The 13,775-nt window shown below is 65.3% G+C and carries 14 protein-coding genes; 9 read left to right on the top strand and 5 right to left on the bottom strand.

Annotated features, from left to right (window positions below):
* Nucleotides 1-24: 24 nt before the first annotated feature.
* On the bottom strand, nucleotides 25-1,050 hold the full coding sequence (locus XW59_RS06220; RefSeq protein ID WP_047143930.1) for a glycerophosphodiester phosphodiesterase family protein: 1,026 nt from the start codon (nucleotides 1,048-1,050) through the stop codon (nucleotides 25-27).
* 157 nt (nucleotides 1,051-1,207) lie between these two features.
* Here XW59_RS06220 and speB point away from each other — a divergent pair, with 157 nt between their 5' ends.
* The 3 genes from speB to XW59_RS06205 all read left to right on the top strand — a co-directional run bounded on the left by speB (nucleotide 1,208) and on the right by XW59_RS06205 (nucleotide 4,063).
* Nucleotides 1,208-2,158, top strand: coding sequence for an agmatinase (gene speB / locus XW59_RS06215; protein ID WP_047143845.1), 951 nt, complete (start codon nucleotides 1,208-1,210; stop codon nucleotides 2,156-2,158).
* Nucleotides 2,159-2,242: 84 nt separating this feature from the next.
* Entirely contained in the window at nucleotides 2,243-3,175 is a 933-nt protein-coding gene (gene argC, locus XW59_RS06210) for an N-acetyl-gamma-glutamyl-phosphate reductase (RefSeq protein ID WP_047143844.1), read from the top strand.
* Nucleotides 3,176-3,220: 45 nt separating this feature from the next.
* Nucleotides 3,221-4,063, top strand: a complete 843-nt coding sequence (locus XW59_RS06205) for an aminoglycoside phosphotransferase family protein (RefSeq protein WP_047143843.1) — start codon at nucleotides 3,221-3,223, stop codon at nucleotides 4,061-4,063.
* Here XW59_RS06205 and XW59_RS06200 read toward each other — a convergent pair.
* Complete coding sequence (locus XW59_RS06200) at nucleotides 4,053-5,150, bottom strand: COX15/CtaA family protein (RefSeq protein WP_136067968.1); 1,098 nt, start codon at nucleotides 5,148-5,150, stop codon at nucleotides 4,053-4,055. The two genes, XW59_RS06205 and XW59_RS06200, sit on opposite strands and share 11 nt — an antisense overlap.
* A 167-nt stretch (nucleotides 5,151-5,317) precedes the next feature.
* Between XW59_RS06200 and XW59_RS06195 the strand changes: the two genes are divergently transcribed.
* Complete coding sequence (locus tag XW59_RS06195) at nucleotides 5,318-5,536, top strand: DUF2842 domain-containing protein (protein ID WP_047143841.1); 219 nt, start codon at nucleotides 5,318-5,320, stop codon at nucleotides 5,534-5,536.
* A gap of 11 nt (nucleotides 5,537-5,547) precedes the next feature.
* Here XW59_RS06195 and XW59_RS06190 read toward each other — a convergent pair whose 3' ends face one another.
* On the bottom strand, nucleotides 5,548-6,006 hold the full coding sequence (locus XW59_RS06190; protein WP_047143840.1) for an Lrp/AsnC family transcriptional regulator: 459 nt from the start codon (nucleotides 6,004-6,006) through the stop codon (nucleotides 5,548-5,550).
* Nucleotides 6,007-6,176: 170 nt separating this feature from the next.
* Between XW59_RS06190 and XW59_RS06185 the strand changes: the two genes are divergently transcribed.
* Nucleotides 6,177-6,917 (top strand): AzlC family ABC transporter permease, encoded by a 741-nt coding sequence (locus tag XW59_RS06185; protein ID WP_047143839.1) that lies wholly within the window; start codon nucleotides 6,177-6,179, stop codon nucleotides 6,915-6,917.
* Nucleotides 6,914-7,213 carry an AzlD family protein gene (locus XW59_RS06180; RefSeq protein WP_047143838.1) on the top strand — a complete coding sequence of 100 codons (300 nt, stop codon included), beginning with the start codon at nucleotides 6,914-6,916 and terminating at the stop codon, nucleotides 7,211-7,213. The genes XW59_RS06185 and XW59_RS06180 overlap by 4 nt, the downstream gene beginning before the upstream one ends.
* Before the next feature lie 18 nt (nucleotides 7,214-7,231).
* Here XW59_RS06180 and XW59_RS06175 read toward each other — a convergent pair whose 3' ends face one another.
* Complete coding sequence (locus XW59_RS06175) at nucleotides 7,232-8,275, bottom strand: polysaccharide deacetylase family protein (RefSeq protein WP_047143837.1); 1,044 nt, start codon at nucleotides 8,273-8,275, stop codon at nucleotides 7,232-7,234.
* Nucleotides 8,276-8,373: 98 nt separating this feature from the next.
* Here XW59_RS06175 and XW59_RS06170 point away from each other — a divergent pair, with 98 nt between their 5' ends.
* Entirely contained in the window at nucleotides 8,374-9,579 is a 1,206-nt protein-coding gene (locus XW59_RS06170; protein WP_170990099.1) for a GNAT family N-acetyltransferase, read from the top strand.
* 1 nt (nucleotide 9,580) lies between these two features.
* Here the strand turns inward: XW59_RS06170 and XW59_RS06165 are convergent, their stop codons facing one another.
* The gene (locus XW59_RS06165) at nucleotides 9,581-11,782 is read right to left on the bottom strand and encodes a Wzz/FepE/Etk N-terminal domain-containing protein (RefSeq protein WP_047143835.1); all 2,202 of its coding nucleotides are present in this window, start codon (nucleotides 11,780-11,782) and stop codon (nucleotides 9,581-9,583) included.
* A gap of 190 nt (nucleotides 11,783-11,972) precedes the next feature.
* On the opposite strand from XW59_RS06165, the gene XW59_RS06160 reads away from it, so the two are divergent.
* Both XW59_RS06160 and XW59_RS06155 read left to right on the top strand, forming a co-directional pair.
* Entirely contained in the window at nucleotides 11,973-12,581 is a 609-nt protein-coding gene (locus XW59_RS06160) for a polysaccharide biosynthesis/export family protein (RefSeq protein ID WP_047143834.1), read from the top strand.
* 20 nt (nucleotides 12,582-12,601) lie between these two features.
* A complete protein-coding gene (locus tag XW59_RS06155) occupies nucleotides 12,602-13,738 on the top strand; it encodes a glycosyltransferase (RefSeq protein ID WP_047143833.1) in 1,137 nt (378 codons plus the stop codon).
* The last annotated feature ends 37 nt before the right edge of the window (nucleotides 13,739-13,775 follow it).

Genomic DNA, 13,775 nt, shown 5'->3' with positions numbered 1-13,775 from the left:
TTTTGCTTTTGCGGAGGTATCTTCTCAGTTCGTCAGGGAATAGGGAACGCGAAAACCGTTCTCGGTCAGCCATTCGACGAGCGCGGTCGGCTCGTCGGTCTGGATCAGCGTCGCGCCGCGATCCACCCAGAAGCCGTAGGTCTCGTCGGGAAAGCTCGCGAGCGTCGCGAGCTCGTCGCCGCGGCCGCCCGCCAGCATGCCGCCCGGCTTGTTGGCGATCGCATAGGTGTTGACCCACAGGTGCCAGTCGCCGCGGCTTGCCACCGCCCTCGCCTTCGGGCCGAACAGCGGCCCGCCGTCGGCGGTCATCGGCGTTCCGGCCTTGTGCCAGCTTATCAGTTCCACAGCCTTGGCCGAAAAGGCGCTGGTCGCCATCTCGAGGAATTTGGCGTCCCGCACCGCGTCGTCGGCGATGATCGGCATGAAGATCACGTCGTCGCCGATCCGGCCGAGCACCGCCTTCATCTCCGCGACGCGCTCCGCGCTCCACAGATTGGCCTTGATGACAAGCTGGTCCGCCATGCCCATGCGCCGCGCCACCTCCACGATCGCGGGAAGCGCCTCGGTGTCGAGCTTGTTGTCGATGTTGACGAGGATGCGATCCTTGGTGACGGCGAGCATCTCGGCGAGCGTCGGAATGGCTTCCTCGGTAGCGCTTCCTCCGTTCGCCTCGATCACGAGCTTGCAGCGCCTGAGCTCCGCCAGGGTCCGTTCAGCGAGACGGCCCTTGCATGTGGAGCTGCGATCGAGCCAGGAATCGTGAAAGACGACGAATTCGCCATCGCTCGAGGCCTGGATGTCGAGCTCGACCATCTCGACGCCCAGATCGATCGCATTGCGGACGGCGGCGACGGAGTTTTCGGGAAAGCGGGAGCGCCATTTGTCGGTTCCGCCGCCACGATGGGCAACCACCATCACATGGTCGCGCCACTGGTTGGCGTTTTCCAACCTTTCCCTGATCAGTTCGACACGTGTGGTATCCGCGAAAGCCGTTGCCGGCAGGATCGACGAAAGTGCAGCGAAAGCCGCTCCGAGAAGGAGGCTGCGCATCGGAATCGCTCCCCGATTTATCGAACTGGCGAAGCGATACCCCCGCTCGATGACAGCCGGATGAAACCCGCCGGCTCCGGAGCTGTCGGAAAAAACTGTCGCATTTCGGGAAGGAATATCGAATAAGAGGGCACCCACCAGCAGCGAGTCCGATCCCATGCCTTCAAACGCCATCGACCGCGCCTTCACCGCGCGCAAAGCCGTTGGATCAGAAGCCGAACCGACCTATGCCGGCGCGCTCTCCTTCATGCGGCGCAAATATTCGAAGGATGTGCGCGATGCGGACGCGGTGGTCTGGGGCATCCCCTTCGACGCCGCAGTATCCAACCGGCCCGGCGCCCGCTTCGGCCCGCAGGCGATCCGCCGCGCCTCGGCGATTTCCGATGTCGACCCGCAATATCCGTTCGACATGGACCTGTTCGACGCAATGGCGGTCGTCGACTATGGCGACTGCCTGCTCGACTACGGCAACCATCAGAAGACGCCGGCGGCGATCGAGCGCGAGGCGGGCAAGATACTGAAGCAGGCCGGCTTCCTGCTGTCGCTCGGCGGCGACCATTTCGTCACCTGGCCTCTGCTCAAGGCGCATGCCGCCGTTCACGGACCGCTCGCGCTCGTCCAGTTCGACGCGCATCAGGACACCTGGTTCGACGACGGCAAGCGCATCGACCACGGCTCCTTCGTGGCGCGGGCGGCGCGCGACGGCATCATCGACCCCGAGCGATCGATCCAGATCGGCATCCGAACCCACGCGCCGGAGGATTTCGGCATCAAGATCATCCACGGCCACGAGGTCGAGGAAATGCGCGCTTCCGACATCGCCTATGCGATCCTCGAGCGCACCGGCGGCAAGAAGACCTATGTCACCTTCGACATCGACTGCCTCGACCCCGCCTTCGCGCCGGGCACGGGAACGCCGGTCGCCGGCGGCCCGTCCTCGGCCAAGATGCTTTCCGTGCTCCGGCAATTGGGCGGTCTCGACGTCGTCGGCGCCGATGTGGTAGAGGTCGCGCCGGCCTACGACCATGCCGACATCACGGCGATAGCGGGCGCGACGGTTGCGATGCACTATCTGGGATTGCTGGCCGAAAAGCTGGCGCGACGATGACAAGGCGATTCAAGCGCTTCGCGGGTTGATTCCGCGACGCGGGCGAACCATTTGTTTTCTCGACATTTTGAACGGCTGATCCCAATGAAACCGAAAATCTTCATCGACGGCGAACACGGCACCACGGGCCTGCAGATCAGGACACGACTCGCCAGGCGCGACGACCTCGAAATCCTCTCCATTCCGGAGGCCGAGAGGCGCAACCGCGACATCCGCGCCGACATGCTGAGAAGCGCTGACATCGCGATCCTGTGCCTGCCGGACGACGCGGCGCGCGAATCGGTCTCCCTGCTCGAAGGCAACAATTCGACGCGCGTCATCGACACCTCGACCGCCAACCGGGTCGCTCCGGACTGGGCCTACGGCTTCGCGGAGATGGATGCCGGACAGCGCGAACGGATCGCCGGCGCGCGTTTCGTCGCCAATCCCGGCTGCTACCCGACCGGCGCGATCGGCCTGATCAGGCCACTGGTGCAGGCCGGCATTCTCCCGAAGGACTATCCGGTCAGCGTCAACGCCGTCTCCGGCTACACGGGCGGCGGCAAGCAGATGATCGCCCAGATGGAGGATCCGGCAAACCCGGACCGCATCGACGCCCCGCATTTCCTCTACGGTCTGACGCTCACCCACAAGCACGTTCCGGAGATGAAGATGCACGGCCTGCTCGACCGCGCGCCGATCTTCGCGCCGAGCGTCGGACGCTTCGCCCAGGGTATGATCGTGCAGGTGCCGCTGCATCTCGCCGACCTCAACGGCAATGCATCGCTCGCCGACCTGCACCACGCGCTCGAGGGCCATTATGCCGGCCAGGACGTCGTCGAGGTGGTGCCGCTCGCCGAAAGCGCGAAGCTCGCCCGCATCGACCCGACCGAGCTCAACGACACCGACCGCATGAAGCTCATGGTGTTCGGCACCGAAGGCAAGGACCAGGCGAACCTCGTCGCCGTTCTTGACAATCTCGGCAAGGGAGCTTCCGGCGCGGCCGTCCAGAACATGGACCTGATGCTCGCCCGTTAGCCTGCAAGGTTGCCTCGACCGGGCTTCCGCTTTCAGGATGAAACAATGGACCAGCCCGTCTTCCCGCGCCGCTGGAACGTCAGCGCGCCGACCCTCATCGCCGAGACCTTCGGCAGCCGCATCTGGAAGGTGCGCCTCGCCGACGGCAGCCCTGCGGTCGTTAAGGACCTGAAGCCGTTCGACGACGTCGAGGACGAATTGCGCGGCGCGCATCTGCTCGCCTGGCGGCGCGGCGAAGGCCTGGTGCGGCTGCTCGACCTCGACGGCCATCGCATGCTCCTCGAATATGCCGGGGAGACCATGCTTTCGCACGTCCTCGACAAGGAAGGCGACGCGGCGGCGACGGAAATCGCGGCCGAGGTGATGGCAAGACTGTTCTCACCCTCCGAACATCCGGTTCCGCCAGACCTGCAGCCGCTGCGGGAACGCTTCGCGAGCCTCTTCAAGGCGGCCAATGCCGACCGGGATCTGGGGAACCGGACCATCTATGTCGAAGCGGCGGAGATTGCCGAGCGGCTTCTCGACGATCCGCACGAGCTTCACCCGCTGCACGGCGACCTCCACCATGAAAACATCATGCATGGCGCGCGCGGCTGGCTCGCCATCGATCCGAAGGGGGTATATGGCGATCCGGGTTTCGACGCGGCCAATATGTTCTACAACCCGCTCGAGCGCGACGATCTGTGCCTCGATCCGGAGCGTATCGCCCACATGGCGGAGGTGTTTTCGAGAACGCTCGGACAGCACCCGCGCCGCCTGCTCGACTTCGCGATAGCCTATGGGTGCCTTTCGGCGGCATGGCACCGCGAGGACGCCAACGGCCACGACGAAGGCCGGGAGCTCGGAATAGCCGCCGCCATCCGCGCCGTGCGCGATCTCAATTTCTGACTTCGATCCCGGTCGGCAGCGGATAAGCGCCCTTGGTGCCGCGCCAATGCGCGGCCGCGAAGCCGAGGACGATGATGGCGAAGCCGTGATGGGTCAGCGCGGCATGAAGCGGCACGACCATGACCAGCGTCACGATGCCGAGAACGGCCTGCGCCAGCACCAGAAGGAAGAGCAGGATCGCACGGCGCGCGTGCGGCGTGCCCGGCTCCTCGCGCCACACAGCCACCACGTGCCACAGCGAGACGACGAAGAGAAGATAGGCGCCCAGCCGGTGCATGAACTGCACGGTCTTCGGATTCTCGAAGAAATTGCGCCAGACGGGTTCGATCGTCAGGAGCCCGTCCGGCCAGACGCGACCGTCCATCAGCGGCCAGGTGTTGAAGGAAAGCCCGGCGTGGAGCCCGGCGACCAGCGCGCCCAGATAGATCTGCAGGAGCACGAGCACCAGCAGCCAGCCCGCGAAACGGCGCGTGCGCGGCCGGGCGGGACCGCCCGAATGCGGCGCCAGGCCGCGCGCGACCAGCATCGTCGCCGTGAAGATGAGGCAGGCGAGCACGAGATGCGTCGCCAGCCGGTACTGGCTGACGCTGACGCGCTCGGAGAGGCCGGACGCCACCATCCACCAGCCGATGAAGCCCTGCAGCCCGCCCAGCGCCAGGAGGCCCAGCAGTTTCGGCTTCAAATGCCGTTCGAGCCGACCCGTCAGCCAGAAGAAGGCGAGCGGCAGCGCGACCAGGAAGCCGACCCCTCGCGCGAGCAGGCGATGCGCCCATTCCCACCAGAAGATGGTCTTGAACTCGTCGAGCGACATGCCCTTGTTGATCTGCTCGTATTGCGGAATCTGACGGTACTTGTCGAATTCCTCGTGCCACTCGGTCTCGTTCAGCGGAGGGATCACGCCGTGGATCGGCTTCCATTCGGTGATCGACAGGCCGGAACCGGTCAGCCGCGTCGCCCCGCCGACAAGGAACAGCGCGAGGAGCACCACCAGCACGACATAGAGCCACGCCCTCACATAGAGCCTGTTACGCTCCTCCCGTTCTTTGGCCTCGACGGGCCTGGAAAGCGGCATGGACGGCGCTGTCATTTCCTGAATGTCCTGCAGGTGAAGTTGCGGTGAGTGGTGGACCATCGAACGGGCCAATTCAAGGCCGAGAGCCGCGCGACATGCCGTCGCGCCGCCGTAGCGAGGGTAGACAACGGATTTGCGCTGCCGCGCCGCAGGGTCTATGTGGGGCGGAGAAGGAACAAGACATGCCGGTAAGACTGAAATCGCTCATCGGCACCGTGCTTCTGGTGCTGCTCGTCATCGTCTACGCGATCATCGCAACGATCGTCGCGGTGGCGCAGCTTGCCGAGTCCGGCCCGCTGGTCCATCTCGCCTATTTCTTCCTGACCGGGCTGTTGTGGGTGCTGCCGGCGATGGTCATCATCAAATGGATGCTGAAGCCGCCGCGGACGCGCGCGGGATAGCGGCGGCCAGTTCAGAGCGGCAGTTCCGAGGTCTGCTTGATGGTCTGGCTCGGGACGTCCGTCTTGACGTTCTGCACGCCCTTGATGCGGCTCAGATGCTCCGACTGGAACCGGCGGTATTCGTCGATGCCAGCCGCCACCACGCGCACCATCGCGTCGCAATCGCCTAGCATCAGATAGCATTCCAGCACCTGCGGCAGCTTGGCCACCTCGGCCGCGAAGTGCTCGATCGTGTCCTCGTCCTGTGCCTTCAACCAGATGCGCGTGAAAAAGGTCTGTCCCTTGCCGATCTTGGCCGGATTGAGCACCGCGACGTAACGGTCGATCACGCCGGCCTCCTCCAACAGCCTCACGCGCCTGAGGCAAGGCGACGCGGACAGGCCCACCTCGGTGGCAAGCTCGTTGTTGGGCAGCCGCCCGTCGCGCTGCAGCGCCCGCAGGATGCGCTTGTCGATGTCATCGAGCTTCATTGGCTTCAAATTCCAATAAATTTTTCTTTTATGGCATCCAATGCCACCGTACCGTCCAAAATGCAAATCTTCGCAAACAAATTGCGGGCCGGTTTGGATATGTTGCCTCGCAACATCATCGAAAACCGATCGACGGGAAAGGGCCGCCCCAAGGCGCGCCAGCGGCACATATGAGCATTTCACAACCTTACCTACGGCAAACAGACAAAGCGACGGCCGGCGCCGAATTCCGGCGCGGGGTCGCCTCCTGCGTGCCGGTTCTCCTCGGCACGGTTCCCTATGCGCTGCTGCTCGGCGCGCAGGCCGCGCAGAAAGGGCTGAGCGCGGTCGAGGTGCCGCTGATGACCGGGCTCAACTTCGCCGGCGGCTCGGAATTCGCCGCCATCCAGCTGTGGACCTCGCCGCCTCACGTCCTGCTCATCGTCGCCATCACCTTCCTGGTGAACAGCCGGCACCTGCTGATGGGCGCTGCACTGGCGCCGTTCCTGCGCCATTTGCCCAAACGCAAGGTGTTTCCGGCGCTGTTCATGATGTGCGACGAGAGCTGGGCGCTCGGGCTTTCCGATGCAAGGAAACGCACCTTGGCGGGTGGCCATCCCGCCTTCAGCCTCCGCTACTACATGGGAGCGTCGATCGCCATGTACGTCGCCTGGGTCGTCTTCACCGCGCTGGGCGCGGTGCTCGGCCCGATGCTGGGCGACATCGAAGCCTATGGCTTCGACATGGCGTTTCCCGCGGTGTTCCTGGTGCTGCTCGCCGGCATGTGGAAGGGGATCGCGGCGGCGCGCCCCTGGCTCGTCAGCCTCGCCGTCGCCGCCGTCACCCATCTCGTCGTCCCCGGCGCCTGGTATGTCGCCGCCGGCACATTGTCCGGCCTCGCGGCCGCCTACTGGCTCTCGGGTGAAGCATGATCGATCCCGTCAACCTCCTCACCATCGCCCTGATGGCCGTGGTCACCTATCTCACGCGGATCGGAGGCTATCTCGTCCTGCGCAACCGTACGCTCGGCCCGAGCGCGACCGCCGTCATGGAAGCGGCGCCCGGGTGCGTGCTGATCTCGGTGATCGCGCCCGTCTTCGTTTCCGACAGGCCCGCCGACCTCATGGCGCTTGCCGTAACGCTGCTCGCCGCGACGCGGCTGTCGATGCTGCCGACAGTGCTCATGGGAGTGACCTCGGCGGGAATTTTGCGCCACTTGATCGGATAGTTCCACAGACGGTCCGCCCTATACCGTCACTACCTTCCTGCCGGAATTGGCCAGCGGCGTGGTGATGCCGGAAAGCATCGTTCGCATGAACGCCAGATCCTGATAGCGGCCGTTGACGGAAAGGCGCGGTAGCGCGTGAAGCGCTTGTGCGTGGGCGGCCTGCAACAGGCCGTGGCGCGTGGTGACGGCGGAGGCGAAGCCCGCCTCTCGCGCCAGCGCCACCTCGCGCTCGCCGACGGCTGCCGCGTATCCGTAGGGATAGGCGAAATGACGCGGGCGACGACCGATCTTCTCTCCTATGAGCCGCGCCGACTCCGTCATCTCGCGAAGCGCAAGGTCGGCGTCGAGGCGCTTCAGATTGTAGTGATGAACCGTGTGCGCTCCGATCGTCGCGAGCGGATGTTCCGCAAGTCGCCGGATTTCCTCCCACGACATGAAACGCCGTCCGCTTTCGTCGTCCGGCCGCGCGCCGAGCGCCTCGAGCATGCGCTGGTGGTCGGTCTCGACGATTTGCGAGGTGAAGAAGGCGAGCAAGCGGGCGGCGGCGACGCGCTTTTCGTCCACCGTCCCGCATTCCAGCGTCGTTCCCTTCGCGGGCGAGGGCAATTCGATGCGCTCCCTGGCTGCGACCAGGTCCTCGATCACTTCCCACCATGGCAGGACATCGCCGTCGATGAGGCCGGGCGCGACATAGACGGCGAAGGGCGCGTCGTGCTCCTCGAAGACGGGCAGCGCGTCGGTGAGATTGTCGAGATAGGCGTCGTCGGCGGTGATCGCGGCGAATTTGGCGCCACCGCCCCCACGCAGCCGCTCAACCACCTCGTCGAGAGGGACGAAGGCATAGCCGGCGCGCTTCATGTCGCGGATGAGCTCGTCCAGGAATTGCGGCGTGATGCTCAGATGGCTGTTCAATCCGATCGGCGACGCGGGTCCGTCATTCACCCGATGCAGCATCAGGATGGCCCCGAGACCGGAGAGAAAGGGCGCGGCCAACGGCGCTATTCCCGAATAGCCTGCCGCCCGAAGGGCCAGCTTGCGCAGGGTTTCGCGCCTGTCGATCATTGATTCACCTTTTCGCCCTAAAGTCGCCTCGTGCCTCGTTTTTTGCCCACCCGCCGGGCCGTTGAACCATAGGCGTGAAGGATTGAGGGATGGTTGACGTGACCACCGCCGTTGAGCGCATGCCCGCGACGAGAGGCGCCAAGCCGATCGCGATGCGCGGCAGCACGAGCGCCACCGCGGCGCCCGCCGACGCAGCCGCGCTCGAGCGCTACGCCGATTTCTGCGGGACGGCCGTTCTCGCGCCGACGCAGCACCCGGTCTGGATCAAAGCATGGGTGAAGGCCACCGCCGCGGACGGGCTGGTCCTCGCCCTGTCCCTCGACGGGCGCCCGGCACTGATGCTGGCGCTCGAAGTGGTGAGAAAGGGACCTTTCCGCATCGCGAGGTTCATGGGCGGCGATCACGCCAACGGCAATTTCCCGGCCGTCCTGGCGGAAGCCGCGGCTTCGCTCACGAGCGCCGATCTCGACATGCTGATGGACGCCATACGTGACGCCAGGCCCGACATCGACATCGTCGAGCTGCATCGGCAGAACCACGGGCAAGGAGGACTTCGAAACCCGCTGATGCTGCTTCCGCAAGGTCGCAGCCCCAACGTGTCGCTGGCCGCCGACCTCGACGGCGGTTTCGACGCGCTGCTGGAGCGTGCGAGCGGCAAGCGCAAGCGCAAGAAATACCGCCTGGCGCTGCGCAAGTTCGACGAAGCGGGCGGCCACCGGCTGATCGAGGCGGCGACGCCCGGCGAGACCGAGCGGCTGCTTTCCGAATTCTTCGTGATGAAAGCCGAGCGCTTTCGCAAGAAGGGCATTCCGGACGTATTCGCAGCACCGGAGATCAAAGCGTTCTTCCACGCCCTTTTCCGCGACGCCCTCGCCGAGCCCTCGCCGCCCTTCGTCCTGCATGCAGTCGAAGTCGGTGGCGTGCTGCGGGCCGTGAACGGACTCAGCATCGGGAGCGACCGCGTCATCTGCGATTTCGGCGGCATTCGCGAGGATGAGCTGATCAACGCAAGCCCCGGCTTTTTCCTCGATTATTCGAATGTCGAACAGGCCTGCCAAAGCGGCGCGGCGATCTACGATTTCAGCGTCGGCGACGAGGATTACAAGCGTAGCTGGTGCGATCTGGAGACTTGGCAGTTCGACAATTTCGTCGCACTCAGCGCCAAGGGCGCCGCCCTGCGGCAGGCGAGCCGGTTGCGCTCGCGCATCGTCGGCTTCGTCAAATCGAACGAACGTCTCTGGTCGTTCGTCAAGCGGCTGCGCAAGGGAGTGGCCGGCCGGACCTCCGACCAGCCGACCGAATAGACTACGCCGCCGAGCGGCCTTCCGGCGCCGGAGGCGGTGTATGCCCGACTGGCGTCACCATCAGGATATCGGCATAGCCGCCCGCGGCGAGATTGGCCGTGAGGTTCGCGATCGTCTCCTCGTCAGGCTCGATGTAGCTGACAAGAACCTCCGTCCCCTCGCCCACCACGCGGCCGATTCCCTCGGCGTCTGTCGGACCGCATTCCACGACCACGACATCGTAGGCGGTCGTCAGCGAGCTCATGATGATCGGCAGCCTGTCGATCGCGCGCATGGCGACGGCCGGGTCGGCGGTGCCGACCGGGATCACGTGGCAATCGGAATAGAGGTCGCCGCGAATGATGTCGGCGAACTGCGCCTCCGAGGCCAGCAGATTGGTGATGCCCGGATAATAGGAGCTCTCCAGCATCGAGGCCGACGCCGCACCCGAATAGGTCAGGTCGAGGAAGAGGACGCGAAGACCCGCGTCGGCGACTTCACGCGCGACCATGACGGAGGCGGCAGTCGCCTCGTCGCCCTCCGGCGAGATGAAGACGGCGCGCGCGGTGCCGCCGGAAATGAGCCGTTCGGCAGCAGCCTCGACGGTGAGGCCGGCATGCGGCGCGCCGGCGGACCCAACCTCTTCTTCCTGGAAATCGATGGCTTCCGGCTGGAACGCGGCCGCGTCGTCTTCCTCGGCCGGCTCCTCGATTTCCGCCATTGCCTCGGGTTCGGGCGAAACCGGCTCCGTCGCCGCCGCGGGCTCCGCCTGCGCCGCCACAGCCGGCATGCGCACTTCCTCCACCATGAGGAATTCGGCACCCGCCGCCGGGCGCATCGCGCGCCCGCTGAAAAGCTCGCGCAGCAGCGTGATCACCGCCATGACCAGCAGGGCGCCGACGAAAGCGGCGGCCGACATCGGCAGCACCTTCGGGAAATATGGCTCGAACGGCGCGGTGGCGCGCGAGAAGACGCGCGCATCGGCCGGCAGGTAGTTGCGGTCGGACCGCGAGGCCGCCTCGCGATAGCGCGTCAGGTAGGATTCGAGCAGCGCGCGCTGGGCGGCGGCCTCGCGTTCCAGGGCGCGCAGTTCCACTTCCTCCTCGCCCGCTCGCGCGGAGGCCGCCTTCAGCACGTCGAGCTCGCCGAGGATGCGGGCTTCGCTCGCCTTGGCGCTTTCGGCCTCCGTCTCGAGGCCTGCGAGCACCTTCTGCGTCTCCCGCCTGATCTGGCCGCTCACCTCGCCGCGCTGCGAGTTGAGCGCGCGGATACGCGGATGGTTGCTCAGAAGCGAGGTGGAAAGGTCGGCGATATCCGCCTCGATCTGGAGCTGCCGTTCGCGCAGCCGCTGCACCATGGCCGACGCCATCACCTCGGGCAACGTGTCGATCGACGTACCTGACGCAAGCGCGTCGCGGATCGCGGCTGCCTTGGCTTCGGCGGCCGTGCGACCGGCGCGCACGCGGGTCAGTTCGCTAGAAAGCTCGGCAAGCTGCTGCGTCGCCAGCACCGTGTTGTTCTGGCCGACCAGCAGGTCGGACTTGGCGCGGAAGTCGGCGACCTTCGCCTCGGCATCCTTCACGCGCTGGCCGAGATCGGCGATCTCCGGCTCCAGCCATTCGGTCGCGTCCGAATTGGAAAGCCGCTTCGCCTCCTCCTGCACCGCGATATAGGCATCGGCCACCGCATTGGGCACCGCGGCGGCAAGCTCGCGATCGGCCGAGGAAAATCCCACGACGATGACGCGCGACCGCTCTACCCGGTAGACGTTGAGGTCCTCGCGCAATGCCTTCAGGACGCGTTCCTCGACGGAGGCCTGCGAAGGATCCGACTTCAGGCCGAGCAGAACCATCAGCCGGCCGACCGTCGACATCTGGCCGCCGGAAAACTCCTCGCGCTCGGCGAGGTTCAGCTTGCGCGCGACGTCGCGGAGGATGTCGGCCGAGGAGATCACCTCGACCTGGCTGGTGACCCCCTCCTCGTCGAGGATCGGCCGTTCGTTCTCGCCGGTTCCCTGCGGACGGGTGAATACGGATTCGCGGGTTTCGATGAGGATGCGGGTTTCAGCCCGGTATTTCGGCGTCGCCATCGAGGCAAGCATGTAGGCGATCGCGGTGACGCACAGCGCAACCACGACGATGCGCAGCCAATTGCGCAGCAGGCTGCCGAAGAGCCGCCCGAGATCAACATCAACGTCGCTTGCCGAAGGCCGTGCACCAGACATCCGATTCAACCCCATACTCGATCGGAGCTATGGTAAACGACCATGGTAACCGCGCGGTTAAAGCGGAAGTAACACGGCGTTGTTCTTCCCTAATGAAGTCTTAAATCCGGTACCGAGAGGTATAAGTGCGTTCGTCCAGGCACGCCTTTACCCGGCATTAACCTTAACAGGACGATAACAGGGCACAGCAATGCGGTGGCTTGGCCGCATTCATGTCGAAGGTTCTCGTCCGGTGAAAAAACGCTCAACAGCCGCTGCCCTTGCGATATGCGCCGCGCTCCTTCAGGTCGGCTGCTCCAGCTATCGCCCTGCCCCGCCTGCCTTTCACGAGGCGTTGAACCAACCTTACATGCTCGACGCGGGCGACCGCGTGCGGGTGACCGTCTTCGAGCAGGAATCGCTCACCAACACCTATTCCGTCGACCAGTCCGGCTACATCTCCTTCCCGCTGGTCGGAGCCGTGGCGGCGCGCGGCTACACCGCCCAGCAGATGGAAGGCCAGATCGCGACCAAGCTTCGCGACGGCTACCTGCGCGATCCCGACGTTTCGGTCGAGATCGATCGCTACCGGCCGATCTTCGTCATGGGCGAAGTCGGCGCGGCAGGACAATATTCCTACGTGCCCGGCATGACGGTGCAGAAGGCTATCGCCGCCGCCGGCGGGTTCAGCCCGAGAGCGCAGCAGGCCGACGTCGACGTCACCCGGGACATCAACGGCAAGGTGATGACGGGCCGGGTCGTGATCTCCGATCCGCTGCTTCCCGGCGACACGATCTTCGTGCGCGAACGATTGTTCTGACCAGAAGAAGCTGCGCGACTTTGACCACCGGCCTGCGCATCGTCCACTGCTTCCGCTCCCCCGTGGGCGGCATATTCCGCCATGTGCGCGATCTGACCGAGGCGCAGGCGGCGGCAGGGCACCAGGTCGGCATCATCTGCGATTCCTCCACCGGCGGAGAACTGGAGGAGCGCTATTTCCGCGGCATGGATGGCATGCTGGCGCTGGGCGTGCGCCGCCTGCCGATGCAACGTCATATCGGGCCCGGCGACCTCGCCGTCGCCTGGCGAACATATAAATATATCAAGGAATTGCAGCCGGACGTTCTGCACGGACACGGCGCCAAGGGCGGAATGCTCGTGCGTCTTTTCGGCTCACTCCTGCGGGTATCCAGGTTTCGCGTCGCCCGCCTCTATTCCCCTCACGGCGGGGTTTTGCACTACGATCGCCGGTCGATGGCGGGAAAGGTGTTTTTCGGCATCGAACGCGCGCTGGAGCTCGCGACCGACCATCTGCTGTTCGTCTCCGATTACGAACGGCGCACCTTCCACGCCAAGATCGGCGAGCCCCGCACCGCGAGCAGCCTGGTCTATAACGGCCTGCGCGAGCCCGAGTTCGAACCCGTCATGCCGCGTGGCGACGCGGCCGACTTCCTCTATATCGGCATGATGCGCGATCTGAAGGGGCCGGATATATTTCTCGACGCGCTGGCATTGGCCGAGAAGGAGACCGGCCGTTCCCTTTCCGCGGTGATGATCGGCGACGGCGGCGACCTTCAAAAATACAAGGATCAGGCCGAGCGGCTGGGTTTCGGGCCGCGCGTCACCTTCCTGGCGCCAATGCAGGCGCGGGAGGGCTTTTCCCATGGCCGCGTCATCGTCGTTCCCTCACGGGCGGAAGCGATGCCCTACATCGTGCTGGAAGCGCTGGCAGCCGGCAAGACGATGATCGCGACCGCGGTCGGCGGCATTCCGGAGATATTCGAGGCCGGCTCCCCGGCCATGGTCGCCCCCTCGCCCGCCGCGATCGCCGAGGCCATGGTGGCAGCGCTCGAAAACGAAAGCGCCTTCGCCGCCCTGATGCCAGGCGCGGAAACGCTGAGGGCGCGCTTCGGCGCCGGCGTGATGGCGCGACAGGTCGAGGAGGCCTACCGCGCGTGCCTGCCCGCATCTCGCTGAGTCCTCCGTCGTCAAGCATTCCTTAGCCGCTTCCTGC

This window comes from Aquamicrobium sp. LC103, assembly GCF_001014615.2.
Taxonomy (GTDB): Bacteria; Pseudomonadota; Alphaproteobacteria; order Rhizobiales; family Rhizobiaceae; genus LBCQ02.
Note: the sequence above shows the minus strand (reverse complement) of the source record. Positions and strands in the feature narration are given on the sequence as shown.

Coding starts and splice junctions, on each gene's coding strand:
- argC (WP_047143844.1), top strand. CDS start 2,243: ATGAAACCGAAAATCTTCATCGACGGCGAACACGGCACCACGGGCCTG.
- XW59_RS06220 (WP_047143930.1), bottom strand. CDS start 1,050: ATGCGCAGCCTCCTTCTCGGAGCGGCTTTCGCTGCACTTTCGTCGATC.
- XW59_RS06195 (WP_047143841.1), top strand. CDS start 5,318: ATGCCGGTAAGACTGAAATCGCTCATCGGCACCGTGCTTCTGGTGCTG.
- speB (WP_047143845.1), top strand. CDS start 1,208: ATGCCTTCAAACGCCATCGACCGCGCCTTCACCGCGCGCAAAGCCGTT.
- XW59_RS06185 (WP_047143839.1), top strand. CDS start 6,177: ATGAGCATTTCACAACCTTACCTACGGCAAACAGACAAAGCGACGGCC.
- XW59_RS06175 (WP_047143837.1), bottom strand. CDS start 8,275: ATGATCGACAGGCGCGAAACCCTGCGCAAGCTGGCCCTTCGGGCGGCA.
- XW59_RS06205 (WP_047143843.1), top strand. CDS start 3,221: ATGGACCAGCCCGTCTTCCCGCGCCGCTGGAACGTCAGCGCGCCGACC.
- XW59_RS06180 (WP_047143838.1), top strand. CDS start 6,914: ATGATCGATCCCGTCAACCTCCTCACCATCGCCCTGATGGCCGTGGTC.
- XW59_RS06160 (WP_047143834.1), top strand. CDS start 11,973: ATGCGGTGGCTTGGCCGCATTCATGTCGAAGGTTCTCGTCCGGTGAAA.
- XW59_RS06190 (WP_047143840.1), bottom strand. CDS start 6,006: ATGAAGCTCGATGACATCGACAAGCGCATCCTGCGGGCGCTGCAGCGC.
- XW59_RS06200 (WP_136067968.1), bottom strand. CDS start 5,150: ATGACAGCGCCGTCCATGCCGCTTTCCAGGCCCGTCGAGGCCAAAGAA.
- XW59_RS06165 (WP_047143835.1), bottom strand. CDS start 11,782: ATGTCTGGTGCACGGCCTTCGGCAAGCGACGTTGATGTTGATCTCGGG.